The sequence below is a fragment of the Tessaracoccus oleiagri genome (genome assembly GCF_900103275.1).
GTDB lineage: Bacteria > Actinomycetota > Actinomycetes > Propionibacteriales > Propionibacteriaceae > Arachnia > Arachnia oleiagri.
Window position 1 is genome coordinate 612,506 of the sequence record NZ_FNGP01000001.1, and the last position, 17,452, is coordinate 629,957.

Consider the following 17,452-nt stretch of genomic DNA (forward strand, 5'->3'; position numbering starts at 1 on the left):
TTGAGCCAGTGAGCGAAGCGAACGACGGTCGAAACCAAGCGGACGACGGTCGAAACCAAGCGAGCGACCACGATCCGACGGGGCTCGACCTGGCGTCGCGGATCGCGCGCGCCACGGCACTGTCGCAGCGTTACCAACCCGTGGCCCCGGAGCCGGAGAAGCCGCGGCCGCGCCGTCGCCGGGTCATGGAGGAGCAGCGCTCGGGCGCGCACCCCGACGACCGGGACCCGCAGCCCATCGGGTCCGTGTTCGAGAACGTGGTACGCAAGCGCGGCTGGACGAAGCGGCTGTCGCTGTCGACGGTGCTGCGCAACTGGGCGGGGCTCGTCGGCGAGGCGAACGCGGAGCACTCCAAGCCCGTCGACTTCACGAACGGGGTCCTGAAAATCCAGTGCGACTCCACCGCTTGGGCCACCGGCATGCGCTACTCCGCGTCGCAGTTGGTGGCGCAGCTCAACCGCGAGCTCGGCGACGACACCGTGAAGCGGGTCGACGTCGTCGGGCCCCCGCAGAAGAGCTGGAAGCGCGGCATTCGGTCGGTGCGCGACGGCCGCGGCCCCCGCGACACGTACGGCTGATCCCGGGGCGTCGGCTCAGCCGAGCGGCCCCGTCGACCCTCCCGCGGTGATGAAGCCCTCCTGCTCGTCGACCGACGCCGACTTGGTGAAGAAGCGGGGCGCGTTGGCGAGCAGCCCGTCGCGGGTGTGGTACTCGGTGTCCGCTGCGATGGGCAGTTCGACCTCGCGCCGCTCGATCGCCGCCCGGTAGATCGCGGTGACCACCTCGACGGTGCGCCGCCCGTCCTCGCCGGTCACGGCCGGGGCGCGACCCTGCCCGACCGCATCCAGCACGTCGCCGATCTGCCCGGCGTGGCCTTCGTGGGGGAGCGGGACGTGGGCGGCGGCGATCTCCTCGAGCCGTGCGACGAGCGCCGCGTTGCCGTCGGCGGTGGGGAACCCGTTGGGTTGGGTGACCTCCGCGCACACGGCCCAGGGCTGGGCGACCGACGCGTCGCGCCCCTGCACGACGATCTGCTGCCGCTCCCCGTGGTGGACGACGGAGCTCGTCAGCTGGGCGATGGCGCGTTCGTAGCGGAGCAGCGCGACGGAGAGGTCCTCGACCTCGGCGTTGTCGTGCCACGCGTTGGTCATCATGGCCTGCACGGCTTGGGGGGCGCCCATCATCCACAGCAGGAGGTCGATGTGGTGGATCGCGTGGTTGAGCGTCGGGCCGCCGCCCTCGGACTCCCAGGTGCCGCGCCAGGCCAGGTCGTAGTACGGCACGCCGCGCCACCAGGCGGAGTCGACGGCGAGGTGGGCGACGGGGCCGAGCAGGCCGGAGTCGACGGCGGCCTTGAGGGTGGCCATGTCGTCGCGGAACCGGTTCTGCGCCACCACCGACAGCAGGCGCCCGCTGCGGTCGCGGGCGGCGAGCATCGCGTCGCAGTCCGCCAGCGAGGGCGCCATCGGCTTCTCCACCAGGACGTGCTTGCCGGCGCCGAGGAAGTCGACGGTCAGCTCGGCGTGGGTCCCGGGCGGGGTGCAGAGGCTGACCAAGTCGATGTCCTCGCGGCCGAGGAGCTCCTTGTGGGAGGCGACCACGTCGACCCCGGTGAGGCCGAGCGACTCCTTCCGCCGCTGCGCCTTCTCGGGGACGATGTCGCAGAGTGCGACGATGCGGCACCGCTCCGGGTGGGCGAGGTAGCCCTGCAGGTGTGCGGGGGCGATGTTGCCGATGCCGACCACGCCGACGTTGATCATGCTGCGTTCCTCACGTTGACCGGCCCCACCGGGGCCACTACCCACGATCCTCCCCGATCCGCGGGGCCGGGGGAAGGATTTGGTGGCGCCGCGTCGGACAGGCCGCGGCCCGTGGCCGGGTGACTAGGATGGAATGGTCCTCGACCGTCAGGACTCCGGGAGGAGCTCATGTCCGATCCCTACTCCGAGATCCTCGGGCCGCGCACGGAGATGTTCCGTGAGGCGCTGCAGGATGAGGTGGCCGAGCGCGGCGGCGTGATGGATCCCGACGGGCGCAGCGCCGCGATGCGCGACGGCGCGGCCTACAACTTCGACAACCTCGCGCGCGCCGTGCCGCCGGAGGCGAGCAAGCAGGAGATCGTCGACGGCATCCGCGCCTTCCTCGGCGGCCTGCAGGAGGCGCCCGACGTGCGCGACTACGACTGGGAGGATTTGAAGCTCCGGCTCCGGACCCGCCTGTCGGGCCGGGTCACACTCCAGGGCGACGGGGCGCTGACGAAGCCGCTCGCCGAGGACCTGATGCAGACGCTCAACGTCGACTTCCCCGACTCGGTCGTCACCCTCACCGACAGCTCCAGCCTCGAGAAGCTGGGCGTCGACTTCGACCACGCGATGCATGTCGCGCTCCTCAACACCGCCGCCGAGCTGTCGCAGGCCCACATCGAGGTGCAGCACATCGAGGGCCACGTGTGGGCGCTCTCCAGCGAGTCGTTCTTCACCACCGGCCTCGTGATCCTGCTCGACGAGGCGCTCCCCGTCCTGCTCGATCGCGACCTCGACCTCAGCGAGGGGCTGCTCATCGGGGTGCCGAACCGGCACGTCGTGCTGATCGGGTTCCTCGACGCGCCGCTCGCCCTCGTCGAGGGCGTCAAGACCATGATCACGGTCGCCGACCGGCTGCTGCAGAGCCAGCCGGGCGGCATCAGCACGTCGGTGTACTACGCCGACCGCGAGGGGTTCCAGCGGCTCGCGCACCCGAGCACGGACGACGAGGGCCGCCCCGCCGTGGTCATCGAGCCGCCCGAGCGTGTGCTGCGCCGCATGGAGGCCGGCGAGATCTGACCGTTGCCGGGGGGTGCTCCCAGAATTGTCGGAGGCGACGCCTATGTTGGTGCCAACCAAGGCAAGGAGGTTGGACATGCTGATGCGGATCGATTCCCTCACGTGCAATGAGGCGCTGCAGGAGCGTGACACGCTCCTCGACGAACTCGACATGCCGCTGGGCCTCGCCCGGCGCCTCGCCGACGAGGGCACGCTGAGCGACGAACAGGCCGCGCGCCTGCACCGCATCGAGGAACTGGTCTGGTTCCTCTGCGAGTGAGCCCCGGTCGCCGACCTCAGGCGACGGGTAGCCCGCCCAGCCGCGCCTGCTCGTCGCGCCAGGCCGGCGGCACGTAGGAGCAACTGGGGTCGGCCTCGAGCGGGTCGCCGGTGGCGGCGAACGCGTAAGAGCGCGACCCCCCGCACACGTCCCTGAACTCGCAGACGCCGCACTTCCCGCCGAAGCCCTCGGGGGTGCGCAGGCGGCGCATGATCTCCGCCTGCCGATAGATGTCCGTGACCGGCGTCTTGCGGACGTCGCCCGCCACCTGGGGGAGGAAGCCCGACGGATACACCTTGCCCATGTGATCGATGAACATGAAGCCGCGGCCGGAGTTCACGTCGATCGGCGGGCGCGGGGGCCGCTCGCGAATCGCGGCGCCGGCGAGTTCCGTGCGGGTGGCCTCCGTGAGCTGGTGGTACAGGGGGCCGCGGTCGGGGGTGTGGTCGATCCCGTCGGCGGCCATCTGCTCGCGCTGCAGCACCACCCGTCGGTAGTGCGGCGCCTCGGTGGTCTTGATGGCGATGTGCTTCGAGACGTCGACGAGCCAGTGCAGCACGTCCTCGGTCTCGTCCGCACTCAGCGCCTGGAGCTGCTGGCCGCGGCCGGTAGGGACGAGGAAGAACACGCTCCACAGCAGGGCGCCCAGCTCGATCACGTCGCGCAGCAGTGCGGGCAGCTCGACGACGGTGGCCCGGGTCACGGTCGAGTTCACCTGGAGCCGGAAGCCGGCCGCGAGGACCCGGTCGGCGGCGTCGCGGGTGGCGGCGTAGGTGCCGTCGATGCCGCGGAACGCATCATGGGTCTCGGCGCGCGCGCCGTCCAGCGAGAGGGAGACGGCCTTCGCGCCGGCCTCGCGCAACTCGTGGAGGCGCTCGTCGGTGACGTTGGGGGTGACCGACGGCGACAGCGCCACCGACAGCCCGATCTCCGTGCCGTAGCGGACGAGGTCGGCGAGGTCCGGCCGCTCGAACGGGTCGCCGCCGGTGAGCACGACGATCGGGTGCGGGGCGGGGAAGGCGGCGATCCCGTCGAGGAGCCGCTTGCCCTCGTCGAGGGTGAGCTCGAACGGGTTGCGGCGGGTGATGGCGTCGGCGCGGCAGTGTAGGCAGGCGAGCTGGCAGGCGCGCGTCACCTCCCAGATCACGATGAACGGTCGGTCGTCGACGTCGTGGCGCTGGCGTCGGACTGCGCGCGAGGTGATGGTCACGCACCCGAGTCTAGATTAATGAGAACTCTTCGTAACAACCGGGTGGAGCGTGGGGTGCCGGCGCCCGGATTACAGAAAACTCATTTGCTGGGCGGTCTCGCCGCTCGGCGCATGCGGCGAGATGCCCCAGCAAATGAGTTTTCTGTAAATCTGAGGTCCTTGGGGATCAGTCCCAGCTGAGGCTGGACCCGGTCTGGTACTCGATCACCCGGGACTCGAAGAAGTTCTTCTCCTTGCCGAGGTCCATCACCTCCGACATCCACGGGAACGGGTTGTCGGTGTGGCCGAACACCGGCTCCAGGCCGAGTTGCGCGCAGCGGCGGTTGGTGATGAACCGCAGGTACTGGGCGCAGGCGTCGGCGCTGAGGCCGAGCATGTCCCGCGGCATGGTGTCGCGTCCGTAGGCGATCTCGAGTTCGCACGCCTCGGCGAGCATCGTGCGCACCTCAGCCCGGAAGTCGCTCGTCCAGAGGTGGGGGTTCTCGGCGCGGATCTGGTTGATGGTGTCGATGCCGAAGTTCAGGTGGATGGACTCGTCGCGGAGGATGTACTGGTACTGCTCGGCGATCCCGACGAGCTTGTTGCGCCGCCCCAGCGACAGGATCTGCGCGAACCCGGTGTAGAACCACATCCCCTCGAAGACGACGTAGAAGGCGATGAGGTCGCGGAGGAAGGCCCTGTCCTTGTCCGGGGTGCCGGTGGTGAAGCCGGGGTCCTCGAGGTGCTGGGTGTACTGCAGCGCCCAGGCGTCCTTGTCGCTGATGGAGGGGACCTCGCGGTACATGTTGAACAGCTCACCCTCGTCGAGGCCGAGGCTCTCGCAGATGTACTGGAAGGTGTGCGTGTGCACGGCCTCCTCGAACGCCTGCCGCAGCAGGTACTGGCGGCACTCGGGGTTGGTGAGGTGGCGGTACACCGCAAGGACGATGTTGTTGGCCACCAGCGACTCCGCGGTCGCGAAGAAGCCGAGGTTGCGCTTCACCATGAGCCGCTCGTCGGGGGTGAGCCCGTCGGGGCTGCGCCACAGGGCGATGTCGGCCTGCATGGAGATCTCGGTAGGCATCCAGTGGTTGTTGCAGCCGGCGAGGTACTTCTCCCACGCCCAGCCGTACTTCATGGGCAGCAGCTGGTTCACATCGGCGCGGGAGTTGATCATCGACTTCTCGCTCACCTGGACGCGGCCGCCGCGCAGGTCGCTGGTGAGTCCGCTGCCGATGCTGGCGGTGGCGGCGGTGGGGGTGGGGGTGGCGGGGGTGTTCACTGGCAGGCCTCGCATTCGGGGTCGAGGACGGAGCACGACGCGTCGTCCTGGGGCTGGGTGAGGGGCAGGTCGATGACGGACGCGACGGGCACGGCGTTCAGTCGCCCGTCGGTGCCGGCGAGCGTCGACTTCTCGACGTGCGTCTTCGACTGGGAGCGGAGGTAGTAGGTGGTCTTGCAGCCGGTGCGCCACGCGAGCCGGTACAGCTCGTCGAGCTTCCGGCCGTTGGGCTCGGCGACGTAGAGGTTGAGCGACTGCGCCTGGTCGATCCACTTCTGCCGGCGCGAGGCCGCGCGGACCAGCCAGCTGGGGTCGATCTCGAACGCGGTGGCGAACAGCTCCTTGATGTCCGCGGGAATGCGTTCGATGGGGCCGAGGACGCCGTCCCAGTACTTGAGGTCGGCCACCATCACCTCGTCCCACAGGCCGCGCTCGGCGAGCGCGTCGACGAGCGCCGCGTTGATCACGGTGAAGTCGCCGGACATGTTCGCCTTGACGTAGAGGTTGCGGTACAGCGGCTCGATCGACTGGCTGACCCCGACGATGTTGCTGATCGTGGCGGTGGGGGCGATGGCCATGATGAGCGAGTTGCGCATGCCGGCGCGGACCCGATGGCGGAGCGGCTCCCAGTCGAGGCGGGCCGACGTGTCCTGGTCGAGGTCGCCGCCGTGGGCGTCGGCGAGCATCGCGACCGTGTCGATCGGGAGGATGCCCCGGCTCCACAGCGACCCGTCGAAGGAGGCGTAGGCGCCCCGCTCCTCGGCGAGATCCGCCGACGCGGTGATGGCGGCGTGGCTCAGCAACTCCATCGACTCGTCGGCGAACTCCACGGCCGCCTCGCTGGCGTAGGGGAGGCCCAGGGTGACGAGCGCGTCGGCGAATCCCATGAGCCCGAGACCGACGGGGCGGTGGCGCTGGTTGGCGCGCTCGGCCTTGTCGACGGTGTAGAGGTTGAGGTCGATGACGTTGTCGAGCATCCGCACGGCCGTGAGGACCGTCGCGCGGAGGCGGTCGGCGTCCAGGCCCTCGGCGGTGACGTGGGCGGCGAGGTTGACGGAGCCGAGGTTGCAGACGGCGACCTCGTCGGCGGAGGTGTTGAGGGTGATCTCGGTGCAGAGGTTCGACGAGTGGACGACGCCCGCGTGCTGCTGGGCGGAGCGGATGTTGCAGGGGTCCTTGAAGGTGATCCACGGGTGCCCGGTCTCGAACAGCATCGTGAGCATGCGGCGCCAAAGGTCGACGGCGCGCACGGTGCGGTGGACGTGCAGCTTCCCGTCGGCCGCGGCGCGCTCGTACCGCTCGTACTTCTCGCGGAACTCGGGGCCGTAGCTGTCGTGGAGGTCGGGCACCTCGTCGGGGGAGAACAGCGTCCAGGGGCCGTCCTCCTCGACGCGTTGCAGGAAGAGGTCGGGCACCCAGTGGGCCGTGTTCATGTCGTGGGTGCGGCGGCGCTCGTCGCCGGTGTTCTTGCGGAGCTCGCAGAACTCCTCGATGTCGATGTGCCACGTCTCGAGGTAGGCGCAGACGGCGCCCTTGCGCTTGCCGCCCTGGTTGACGGCCACGGCGGTGTCGTTGGCGATCTTCAGGAACGGGACGACTCCGGAGGACTTGCCGTTGGTGCCGTGGATGTGGGCGCCGGTGCCGCGGACGGGGGTCCAGTCGTTGCCGAGCCCGCCGGAGAACTTCGCGAGCATCGCGTTGTCGTGGATGCCGGTGAAGATGTCGGAGAGGTTGTCGTCGACGGTGGTGAGGAAGCACGACGACAGCTGCGGCCGGATCGTGCCGGCGTTGAACAGGGTCGGGGTGGAGCACATGAAGTCGAAGCTGGACAGCAGCCGGTAGAACTCGATGGCGCGTTCCTCGCGGGCGTCCTCCTCCAGGGCGAGGCCCATGGCGACGCGCATGAAGAAGGTCTGCGGCAGCTCGTAGCGGCGCCCGCGCTCGTGGAGGAAGTAGCGGTCGGCGAGCGTCTGCAGCCCGAGGTAGGTGAACCGCAGGTCGCGGTCGGGCTCGATCGCGGCGCCGAGGCGGGCGAGGTCGAAGGTGGCGAGGCGCGGGTCGAGCCGGCCCACCTCGATGCCGTACGCGACGTAGTCGGCCAGGTGGGCGGGGTAGCGGCGGGCCATCTCCGAGGCGGTGGCTGTGACCGGGACCCCGGCCAGGAGGGTCAGGGCCTCGGCGCGGAGCCCGTCGAGCAGCAGCCGGGCGCTCACGGCGGAGTAGTTGGGGTGCCGCTCGACGAGGGTGCGCGCGGCCAGGACTGGCGCGAGGCGGAGTTCGTCCTCGGTGATGCCGTCGTAGAGGGTGTCGGCGGTGCGCTGGAGGACGAGTTGGGCGTCGACGTCGCGGGTGTCGGCGCAGGCCTCGGTGATCGTGAGGACGAGGCGTTCGGCATCGAGGGGCGTGGTGCCGGTGGGGGTGCGCACCGTGAGGCCCGCCAGCCGGGAGGGCGGGTCGAGCGGCGGGGCAGGGTGGTCGACGGTGTCGCGGCGACGGGCGTGCTCGTCGCGGTAGAGGACGTAGGCGCGGGCAACCTTGTGCTCCCCGGACCGCATCAATGCGAGCTCGACCTGGTCCTGGATCTCCTCGACGTGGACGCTGGAGCCCATGCCGTAGCGGCGGACGAGCGCGGCGAGCACCTGGGCGGTGAGGGTGTCGACGAGGTCCCGGACCCGTGAGGAGTCGCCGGCGACGGGCCCTTCGGTCGCGAGGAACGCCTTGCGGATGGCGGTGGAGATCTTGTCGGGCGCGAATCGGGCGACGTCGCCATCGCGTTTGATGACGGCGAAACTGGTGTGGGTGGACGGTGGCGCCGTCCGGACCGTGGTGGTCATGGCTTCTCCCTCGGAAGTCGGCGGCCACGCGGGGAGAAGGGTGGCTGACGGCGGGGGCCTGCCGATCCCTGGCCCTCCCACGAGGCCGCGGATGCGTCCGGCCGCGGTCGCGGCCGGGCTGAGGCAGGTCTTCGGACTCACGGGCGGGGCAGCTCGGCTGCCTTTCCTACTGGTCGTCGCTTCCCGGATTGCTCCAGTGCTTTCTACCGCCAGACGGGTCTGGCGGTGACGACGGTCGTTCCCGTTCACCGCTGCGGGGCAGTCCCGGATTCACACCGGGTTCCCTCTTGCCTCCTGACGGTCTCGCGACCGCCGGGAACCTTCAGCGTCGTGAACACTACATGTAGATCGGGGCGGGCGGGTGCAGCACTAGATGGCGTGTTGCGGCGCGGCCTTGGCGACCCGCTGCCTCGCCACCGCCAAGCCCCGCGCGTGCTCGGGGGCCACCTCGCGGTTGTCCTCCAGCACCTGCCGCAGGAAACGGCTCGCGGCGGCATCGGTGTCCTCCGGGCTCCCGGCGCGGCTGTGCGCCTCGACGAGGCGGATGGCGATCTCGTCGTGGCCGGGGACCGCCGCCTCGGCCCGACCCAACGCCCAGAGCGCCTCGTCGACGTGCCCCTGGGCGAGGCAGCGGTCAGCGAGGACACACGCCACGTCGACGATGAGGGCGGTCATGTCCTCGACGAGGGTTCGCGCCCACGGCCAGCGTTGCGCCGCGGACCCGAGCGGCGACCCGTCGACCAGCGCGAGCGCCTGCCGCAACGCCCTGTCGGGGGCGAGATCGACTCCGACGCCGACGAGGCCTTGCAGCACCTGCCAGTCGGAGGTGACGCGCTCGTCCAGCTGGAGTCGACCGCTGTATGCGTCGGGGAGGTACTCGACGCCGTGCGGGTCGGTGCCGAGCCAGCGCCGGAGGCGCGAGAGGTTGGAGCGGCGAGTGGATTCGGCGACCAGCAGCGACCGCTGCATCTTGGACGACGTGGACCCTGGGTTCAGCAGGAGCCAGGCGCAGTACTCGACGCACTGCTGGCGCGCTCGGGAGGGCGTTTCGCCGGCCGGGTCGAGGATCTCGGGCTCCCCGAGGAGCACCACGTAGGGGTGACCGGCGACGCGCTCCACCGCGAACCGGGGCGCGTCGTGGCCGGGCGTGGTGGACCACCAAGGTGCCGCCTCGGTGTCCAGCGAGCCGGAGTCGGTGAAGAGGTCGATGAGGGCCCGCCGCGCGGGTGCCTCGAGGAGCTGCGGGGTGAACGACACATCACCGAGGGTGGCGAGTTGCCCGTCGTAGTGGATCGGCACCCCTTCGCCACCGGGGGTCACGATGGAGACTCCGACCGCGCCGAAGCTGAGCGCCTCCCGCAGCTTGGCCTCCTGGGAGGTGGTGGTGCGCTCGGCGAAGAGGTACACCACCGGGCGGTAGGCGGCCGCCCGATCCTCGTCGGCCCGGGCCTCCGCGAGGGTGGCCATGCCGAGCTCCAGCCGCCGGCGGGCGCTGAGTTTCAGGCAATGGGTGACGCCCTCGGCCGCATCGCCGACCTGGGTCACCCGCGCGTCGTCGAGCGCTGCCGCCCACGGGTCGGCGGCGCCCACGACGACCACCTCCACGTCGCTGCTCCATGGGGCGCATGCCAGCGTGGTCAGCATCGCACCGACCGCGGCCGCGGTGTCCGGACCGCCGACGAGCGAGGTCCAGCCCGCCGCCTCGAGGTCGTGCAACACGTCGGTGCCGTCGTCGCGCCACCCGAGCACGACTGTGGTGGCCGCGAGTGGCTCGGGCGCCGTGTCCGCGGTTTCGGCGCGGTGGGCGAGGGCGGTCCAGAACCGCATGGCATCGGGCTTCATCGGAATGAGGCGGCGACCCACCGCTCGGCCCACCATTTGCAGCCTTCTCCGGGCTGCGACGCTCACGACGATCGTGCTGGCCAGTAGGCCGCCGATGGGTCCGAGCACGCCCTCGGGATCGACCTCGGGATCGGCGACGACCGGCGTCTCCTGGGCATCGGTGAGCTCGACGATCGGCAGGCCCGGCCTGACGGTGGCGCGGGACGAGGGTGCTGATGAGTTGGACGGAAGCGGTAGCGCCTTCGCCGGGGACTCGAGTGGCACGTCCGTGGGCGACTCGGAGGCGTCGGGCGCGGGTGTTGCGGGCTGTGCGGGTGCGGCGGGCTGCGAAGGTGCCGCCGATTCGGGCTGCCATGCCGGCAGCAGTAGCCGCCAACCGGTCCTCAGATGGTCGGGGTCCGAGATGAGGTCGGCGTTCAGGGCATGGATCTCGGGCCAGCGCCGCGCGTCGCCGAGGTGCCGCTCGGCCAGTGCCCAGAGCGAGTCGCCGGCTGTGACCTCCACGTCCGGGGGCAGCTGGAGCACGTCGCCGGGCGCCAGCCGCGACGACGCGGAGAGTTGGGAGTTAACGACCAGCAGGTCGCGCCACCGCTCGCCCGTACCCAGCTGCGCCTCGGCGACGGACCAGAGCTCATCGCCGGCGCGGACGGTGTAGGACCGCCCGGTGGTGATCTCGTCATGGTTGGGAGGGTGCTCCGCGCTGGGTGATTGGCTGCTCGTCGCCGCGGCCACCGGGGGTGGCTCCGCTGCCGCCATGGCCGCCGGGGCGAGCGTCGCGGCGGCGACCAGTGAACCGATCACGGGCCGGAGCCAGCCCGTCCCCGGCACGGGGATGCGGATGCGCTGCTTGGTGAGGACCGCCACGAGTTCGGCGAGGATGGTGGCCGACAGTGCGGCCCACGCGAGCCAGGCGATGACGCTCAGCAGACCGAGCAGGACGTGCCCGTCGTCGGGCCTCGTCAGTGCCCGCGCCCAGTCGACAGCCAGCAGGCCAAGTGGGTCCGCCAACTGCAGGAGTAGCCAGGGCACGCCGAGCAGCACGCCGAGGAGGACGGCGAGCGAAGCGAGTGCACGGAGCCAGCGCATGGGAACCCCTGTCAGCCGGGCAGGTTGTCGCGGACGTAGTTCGTGATGACGCCGATGATGAGGAGCGCGATGACGGCGGCGCCGGCCAAGAGCACCGCGTTCTCGGTGGACTGGGAGAGCCCCCGCTCGTCACGCTTGGGTGCTTGGGCGGTCAACTGGAGCCAGAGACCGAGGGTGTCGTGGATGAGTTTCATGGGTTCCTCCTACGTGATTACTTTGGTGAAAGGGCGGGTCGTTTGCTCGGGGTCCACAGGTAGCTGTGGAGAAGTCGGATGGTTTTCCACAGTTCCTACATGCTCGTGAGCCTCAGCAGTGCCGGCGTGAGGAAGGCGAGGCCGAGCAGCATCGCCGGGATGGTCATCCACAGCGTCATCTGTTCGCTCGCCTCGCTGGCCTCGATCTTCACGCGGGTCAGGTGGGCGTCGCGGAGCTCCTTCACGCGGGCCTGCAGGACGTGCGCCAGCGCGGCGCCCTGCTCCTCGAGCTGCATGACGTCGGCGAAGTCGGCGAGTTCCGGGACGCGCCACTCCTCGGCGATGGCCCGCAGTTCCGCCCAGGGCGGCACCTGCTCCATGCGGGCCCGCTCGATGCCCGCGGAGATGCGGCGGAAGAGGGGCGCGTCGGAGATCTCAGCGGCGGCCGCGGTGGCCTGCGCGGCCGACGCGTTGGCGAGCCGCTCGAGGGCGACGAGGTCGAAGAAGGTGTGGATGGCGTCGTTGGTGGCGCGACGTTGCTGGGCGGCACCGCGTCGTAGGCGCAGATCAGGCAGGAAGTAGCCGACGACCGCCCCCACCGGCGTCCACACGAGTGGTAGCGCGCTGAGCGGTTGCCCCAACACCACCTGCAGCAGCACCCATACCGCCGGGAGCAGCAGGCCGGTGGTGCCGAGGATCAGCTTCTCGGTGAAGAAATCGCCTGCGTCGCGGCCCTGCATGCTGAGCAGGCGCTGCTGTTCGGCGGTCAGCGGCAGGTTGACGCGGCGCTTCGTCGGCGGCGGACCGAGGACGTTGCGGGGTGGCCGCCGGTCCAGCGACGCCAGCGCATCGCCGAGCCGGACCGGGGCGGGCAGCAGGCCGAGCACCACCAGGAACAGGCCGAGGCCAGCGAACATGCCGAGGACGAGCGCGATCCCCATGTCACGCCCTCAGGAACCGGGGAGCGGGCGGAGGGGTGGCCTTCCGACGCAGTACGACGAGGCATCCCGCATAGGCGGTGGCGAGCGCGAGTGCGATCGCCTGTCCCAAGGGGGTGAGGTACGGCTCGAAGAACCGGCCGTTGAAGAGCACCGCGACCACCAGCACGCTCAGGGTGATGATCGTCACCTGCTTCACGACCACCCGCGGCTTCGCGCGCTCGGTGGCCACCTCGCGCAGGGCGCGGAGCCGGTCCTGGATCGTGTTCGACAGGCCGGTGAGCGTCGCCTGGGTGCCAACTCCGCCTCGCGAGGAGGCGATCGCCAACGCGGCCGCGACTGCGTCCCCGTCGGCCGAGTCCAACTCGTCGGCGAACCGCAGCAGCGCGTCGCGCGTGGTCCACCGCTGGTCCAGCCGCGCGCAGAGCCGCTCGACGGGCTGGCGGAGAATCGACGGCGCCTGACTCCTGGTGGCGAAGATCGCGTCACGGATCGACTTCCCGGTGCCGATCGACGTGGCGAGCAGCCGCACCCAGCGGTCCAGCGCCGCCAGCAGTTCGACCTCGCGCGACGGCGGTGCGCTGAGCAGGAACGGAACCCCGAGCAGCAGCGCCGGCACCAGCACGACGGCGAGCGTGAAACCGGACAGTGCGGCGACGATGAAACCGCCCAGCACCGCGCCGCCGAGCCACAGACGGCGACGCATCGGCACGGTTTCCCACCGTCTCCCCAGACTTCTCCACAGCCCTGTGGATTGCGGTGGACGGACGGTCGGCAGGCTCCCCGCGACGATGAGGACCAGACCGAGGGCGACCAAAGCCCCGGCAGCGGCGGCGGCGAGTGTCATCGTCGCATCCTCCGGAACTCGGCCAATTCGGACAGCAGCTCCGGGCTGGGATCGAACAGCTCGGGGGCGGTGTCCGTCCCGGCCCGGTAGAGGAGGTGCGTGGTGGGCCGGCCGCCCTCCAGCGAGCCGGTCAGCTGGCGCACCTCACTGACGAACCTCGTTCGGCGGCCGCCGCGCCAGGTGTCGTCGCGCAGTACGACGTGGATGATGAGGTCGATGTGGTGGGCGATCTGTCGGAGCGCCTCGTCGACGGTGAGGACGCCGCCCTGCGCGACGCGGGAGGCGAGGCGGTCGATCGTCGACGCGGCGGAGTGCGAGTGCGTCGTGCTCAAGGTGCCGGCCCCTGACTGCATGGCCTCGAACATCGCGCCGGCCTCGCTGCCGCGGACCTCGCCGACGACGAGCCGGGTGAGGTTCTGGCGGAGGGCCTCGGGGATGAGGTCGGCCACCGAGTAGGCGCCGACGGCCTTCTCGCCGGCGGACTCGCCGAGCCCGATCCTCGCCTGGAGTGCGAGCATGTTGCGCCGGTGCTCGTGCAGGTGGGTGAGCAGCTCGTAGTCGGTCTCGAGGGTGCCGAACCGCTCGTTGGGCTGGATGGCCGCGATCAAGCCACGCAGCAAGGTGGTTTTCCCCGCGCCCTGGTCTCCGCTGATCACGATCGACTTCCGCGCCAGCACCGCAGCCTCCAGGAGGGAGGCCAGCTCGTCGGGCAGCATGCCCGTGCGGGCGAGGTCGTGGAGGCTCACGTCGGTCAGGCGGTGCTGCCGGATGACCACGGACGGGCGGTACGACAGGCCGAAGCCGATGGCGTGCAAGCGGAAGCGCGAGCCGAGGGCGAGGGTCATCGTCGGGTGCGCGTCGTCGAACGGCCGGGGCGGCTTCGCGGTCTCACCGAGGAAGCGGATGGCCTCCACGAGCTCCTCGTCGGTGTCGGCCACCGGCGGGTGCTCGACGCGCCGCCCGTCGCCATACTGGACCATGACGCTGTCGTGACCGTGGATCTCGATGTTCTCGGCCTCGGGGATCTCGAAGAGCGGCTGCAGCCGGCCGTAGCCGAAGATGGCGTTCTCGACGGCGTCGGCGTAGCGGGTCTCGAGCGCGATCGGCCAGAGGGCCTCGCCGTCGTCGCTCAGCTGCTGCGCCCGTGCGTGTACGACCGCGCGGATGATGGCCCTCGCCCGGACGCGGAGGTCCTCGTCGGGCATGGCTTGGCCGCGCTCGTTCAGCCACTGCTCGGTGGCCGCACCGATGTGCTCCGCCGCCTCCCGGCGGAGCGTAACGACGACGCCCCAGTCGACTGCCGTCGAAGCGGCCGCGAGACGACGCGGAGGAGTGGGCTGGGAGACCGGCCCGGAGGTCGGCGACGTGGGCACGGGGCCCAGCATCGAGAGGCTCGAGGCCAGCGACAGGGAGTCAGACACGGCCCACCAACTCCTCCCTGGTGGCGCGTCGACTCTGCACCAACTCGCTCAGGCGCTTGGCCTGCGCGCGGGCCCGACCCATGAACAGCTGCTCGCCGAACCGGCGCGGCTCCGGCTCGCCCTCGGTGAGGACCCCGGCCGCGCGGGCGTTCAGCGGCAACTCGAGCCAGGCCGGGACGCCGAACTGCTTCTCGATGTCGCGCGTGCCGTACGGCTGGTCGGGCCCGACGATGCCGATCGCGAGCGGCACGTCGACGGGCAGGCCACCGAGCTGGTCCTTCACCGTAGGGAGGTGCAGCCGGAGTGCGGCGAGCGAGCGCAGCGAGGATCTCGTGACGGCGAGCACCGCGTCGGCGGAGGTGAGCAACCCCGTCGGGAGCCCGTTCGTGCCGATGCGTCCCGCGTCGACGAGGACGTCGATGCCGCGACCGTCGAGCACGTCGAATGCCTCCCCGAGCCGCGACCAGATGGTGTCGAACAGACGCACCGCCGCCGGCTGGGCGAAGCCGGCGAGGAAGCGCCGCTCGATGGGTTCGTCCTCCGTGAGCGGCAGCGTGTGGAGCCACAGTTCGTCGTCGAGTGGGCGCCCCTCGCGCTGGGCCTGCGCCACCGACGGCAGTCCCCGGCCCCCGGAGTCCATCCCGCGAAGATAACCGGCGAGCACGACCTGGGACGGGTCCCGGTCGCAGTCGGCCAGGAGCACGTGCCTGGGCCAAGTGAGGGCGAGCGCGAGCGCGGTGGTGGTGACACCCGGCGCCCCCGGAGCCGACGTGAGGATGATCACGGCCATGTCAGGCGTCCCCCACGACGACCAGCGCGAGCTCACCGAGCGCCGCCAGGCGGGCGACCCTCTGCGCCGAGGAGGCCTCGACCCGCACGTCCACCGTGTAGGAAGCGCCGTCGTCGAGCATCGTGGGGGCGACGGCCACGACGCCTGTGAGCACCGCGTCGCCGGGCTCCTCGCTGAGGTCGACGAGCTCGACCGCGGTCCCGGCGGGCATGGCGGAGACGGGCAACTGACCGTGCGCGAGCCGGAGGCCGACCAGCGCCTGACCGTCGGGCAGCGGGTCCTCGCCGACGTGGGACTCGACCGGGAAGCTGCCCCGGGGGAGGTCGACGAGCGCGGTCCGGCCGACGAGGTCCTCGATCCCGTCGGCGGGATGGGTGTCGACCGCGAAACCCTCGGGCACCTGGACGACGGCGAGGTCGTCGGCGGTGACGACCTGGCCGCGCGGGACGAGCCGGGCGAGTGAGACCACGCTGATCTCCTCGTTGTTGGCCGTGTAGAGGGCAGCCGCGCCGATTGCCCCCAGCGCCACCGTGAGCACGCCGGCGGCGATGAGCTTCGGGCTGCGGCGGGCGCGCAACGTCACGGCTTGGGGCCTGGCGGCCAAGGGTTGTGATTCGGGATCCAGACGAGACACTGTCCACCTCCGGCAGCAACCTAACCAAGGCCGGGGTCAGGATCGGAGCGATGCACCGGTGGATTGTGGACAACTCCCGTCGCCGCGGTCCGATCGAGGGAGTTTTCCACAGGTGCTGTGGAGACCCGTGGGGAACGTAGGGTGTATTGCCCACAACCCATCGGAGGAGCCCGACATGATCACGCCGCACGTCGCGGACCGCGTCCATCTCATCTCGCACGCCCACGTGAACTGCTACCTCATCGAGGACGACCACGGCATCACCCTCGTCGACGCCGGGCTCCCCAGCATGTGGCCCATGCTCCAGCAGGCACTGGCCGACCTCGGCCGCACCCCGCGCGACGTCAAGGCGCTCGTCCTCACCCACGGCCACTTCGACCACGTCGGCTTCGCCAAGCGTGCCCGGGCCACGTGGAACATCCCCGTGTTCGTCCACCGCGCCGACGTGTACCTCGCCGCACATCCGTACCGCTACAAGCCGCAGCGCAACCGTTTTCTCTACCCCTTCACCCACCCCCGCTCTATCCCCTTACTCGGGAGGATGGCGGCGGCGGGGGCCCTTCAGGTCAAGGGCGTCGACGACGTCCTGCACCTGGCCATCGGTACCCCTCTCGACGTCCCGGGACGCCCCATCGCGGTCCACACCCCCGGCCACACCGACGGCCACGTCATGCTGCACCTGCCCGAACGCGAGACCGTCCTGAGCGGCGACGCGTTGGTCACCCTCGACCCCTACACCGGCCGATCCGGGCCCCAGATTGTCGCCACCGCGGCGACGAAGAACGCCGACCAGGCGCTCAACTCGCTCGCCGGAATCGCCGCGACGGGCGCTCGGACTATCCTCCCGGGACACGGCCAGCCGTGGGGCGGAGGCGTCGACGAGGCGGTCCGGCGCGCGCTGGAGGTCGGCGAGCACTGATCCGGCGACCGGTTCTCCGCAACGTTGTCCACAGGTTCTGTGGACAACCGTGGGAAAGCGTGGACTACTCGCCGAAAACGACGATCAACACGCCGGTCGCCACCACGGCGACGATGGCCAGGACGAGGCCGAGGAGACCCCGTCGCTTCCCCGGCCCGACGCGCGCGATCGCGTAGCCGAGCACCGCGCCCAAGGCCCCCACCGGCAGGCCGGCGAGGCCGACGATGCGCACGGGGTTGGACGGGTTGAACGATGGCAGCAGGGAGAGCGCGTAGAGGAAGATCGTCGCTGCGACGGCCAGTGCACCGAGCGCCAGGGCGACGGTTCCGGCCGTCGTCGAGAGGGCGTCCTGGTCGGGACTCCGCACGGTAGTGCTCATCGGTCCCACCCCCTTT

General features: G+C 70.7%; 16 protein-coding genes and 1 riboswitch. Of the genes, 4 read left to right on the top strand and 12 right to left on the bottom strand.

The window, feature by feature from the left end:
- The first annotated feature begins 8 nt into the window (after positions 1-8).
- Positions 9-578, top strand: a complete 570-nt coding sequence (locus tag BLR46_RS02790; RefSeq protein ID WP_093248719.1) for a DciA family protein — start codon at positions 9-11, stop codon at positions 576-578.
- A gap of 15 nt (positions 579-593) precedes the next feature.
- Here BLR46_RS02790 and BLR46_RS02795 read toward each other — a convergent pair whose 3' ends face one another.
- Positions 594-1,760: a Gfo/Idh/MocA family protein gene (locus BLR46_RS02795; RefSeq protein ID WP_093248720.1), complete on the bottom strand. Its 1,167-nt coding sequence runs from the start codon at positions 1,758-1,760 to the stop codon at positions 594-596.
- A gap of 168 nt (positions 1,761-1,928) precedes the next feature.
- Between BLR46_RS02795 and BLR46_RS02800 the strand changes: the two genes are divergently transcribed.
- Positions 1,929-2,822, top strand: coding sequence for a hypothetical protein (locus BLR46_RS02800; RefSeq protein ID WP_093248722.1), 894 nt, complete (start codon positions 1,929-1,931; stop codon positions 2,820-2,822).
- Positions 2,823-2,898: 76 nt separating this feature from the next.
- Positions 2,899-3,081, top strand: a complete 183-nt coding sequence (locus BLR46_RS02805; RefSeq protein WP_093248723.1) for a hypothetical protein — start codon at positions 2,899-2,901, stop codon at positions 3,079-3,081.
- Between the two features lie 16 nt (positions 3,082-3,097).
- On the opposite strand, the gene BLR46_RS02810 is transcribed toward BLR46_RS02805, so the two are convergent.
- The 10 genes from BLR46_RS02810 to BLR46_RS02855 all read right to left on the bottom strand — a co-directional run bounded on the left by BLR46_RS02810 (position 3,098) and on the right by BLR46_RS02855 (position 16,087).
- Positions 3,098-4,291, bottom strand: a complete 1,194-nt coding sequence (locus BLR46_RS02810) for a TIGR04053 family radical SAM/SPASM domain-containing protein (RefSeq protein ID WP_093248724.1) — start codon at positions 4,289-4,291, stop codon at positions 3,098-3,100.
- 166 nt (positions 4,292-4,457) lie between these two features.
- Positions 4,458-5,552 (bottom strand): ribonucleotide-diphosphate reductase subunit beta, encoded by a 1,095-nt coding sequence (locus BLR46_RS02815; protein WP_245701457.1) that lies wholly within the window; start codon positions 5,550-5,552, stop codon positions 4,458-4,460.
- The gene (locus BLR46_RS02820; protein WP_093248726.1) at positions 5,549-8,386 is read right to left on the bottom strand and encodes a ribonucleoside-diphosphate reductase subunit alpha; all 2,838 of its coding nucleotides are present in this window, start codon (positions 8,384-8,386) and stop codon (positions 5,549-5,551) included. Before BLR46_RS02820 ends, BLR46_RS02815 begins: the two co-directional genes overlap by 4 nt.
- 105 nt (positions 8,387-8,491) lie before the next feature.
- A riboswitch (cobalamin riboswitch) is annotated at positions 8,492-8,726 on the bottom strand.
- A 29-nt stretch (positions 8,727-8,755) separates the two neighbouring features.
- Positions 8,756-11,314, bottom strand: a complete 2,559-nt coding sequence (locus tag BLR46_RS02825) for a LysM peptidoglycan-binding domain-containing protein (protein WP_093248727.1) — start codon at positions 11,312-11,314, stop codon at positions 8,756-8,758.
- 11 nt (positions 11,315-11,325) lie between these two features.
- Positions 11,326-11,508: a hypothetical protein gene (locus tag BLR46_RS02830; RefSeq protein WP_093248728.1), complete on the bottom strand. Its 183-nt coding sequence runs from the start codon at positions 11,506-11,508 to the stop codon at positions 11,326-11,328.
- Between the two features lie 95 nt (positions 11,509-11,603).
- Positions 11,604-12,449 (bottom strand): hypothetical protein, encoded by an 846-nt coding sequence (locus BLR46_RS02835; protein ID WP_093248729.1) that lies wholly within the window; start codon positions 12,447-12,449, stop codon positions 11,604-11,606.
- Position 12,450: 1 nt separating this feature from the next.
- A complete protein-coding gene (locus tag BLR46_RS02840; RefSeq protein WP_176761629.1) occupies positions 12,451-13,152 on the bottom strand; it encodes a type II secretion system F family protein in 702 nt (233 codons plus the stop codon).
- 137 nt (positions 13,153-13,289) lie between these two features.
- The gene (locus BLR46_RS02845) at positions 13,290-14,678 is read right to left on the bottom strand and encodes a TadA family conjugal transfer-associated ATPase (RefSeq protein ID WP_093249544.1); all 1,389 of its coding nucleotides are present in this window, start codon (positions 14,676-14,678) and stop codon (positions 13,290-13,292) included.
- Positions 14,679-14,706: 28 nt separating this feature from the next.
- Positions 14,707-15,504, bottom strand: a complete 798-nt coding sequence (locus tag BLR46_RS02850; protein ID WP_093248732.1) for a CpaE/TadZ family protein — start codon at positions 15,502-15,504, stop codon at positions 14,707-14,709.
- 1 nt (position 15,505) lies between these two features.
- A complete protein-coding gene (locus BLR46_RS02855) occupies positions 15,506-16,087 on the bottom strand; it encodes an SAF domain-containing protein (RefSeq protein WP_176761630.1) in 582 nt (193 codons plus the stop codon).
- 226 nt (positions 16,088-16,313) lie between these two features.
- Between BLR46_RS02855 and BLR46_RS02860 the strand changes: the two genes are divergently transcribed.
- Entirely contained in the window at positions 16,314-17,057 is a 744-nt protein-coding gene (locus BLR46_RS02860) for an MBL fold metallo-hydrolase (RefSeq protein ID WP_093248736.1), read from the top strand.
- Positions 17,058-17,121: 64 nt separating this feature from the next.
- Here the strand turns inward: BLR46_RS02860 and BLR46_RS02865 are convergent, their stop codons facing one another.
- The gene (locus BLR46_RS02865) at positions 17,122-17,436 is read right to left on the bottom strand and encodes a hypothetical protein (RefSeq protein WP_093248737.1); all 315 of its coding nucleotides are present in this window, start codon (positions 17,434-17,436) and stop codon (positions 17,122-17,124) included.
- Between the last annotated feature and the right edge of the window lie 16 nt (positions 17,437-17,452).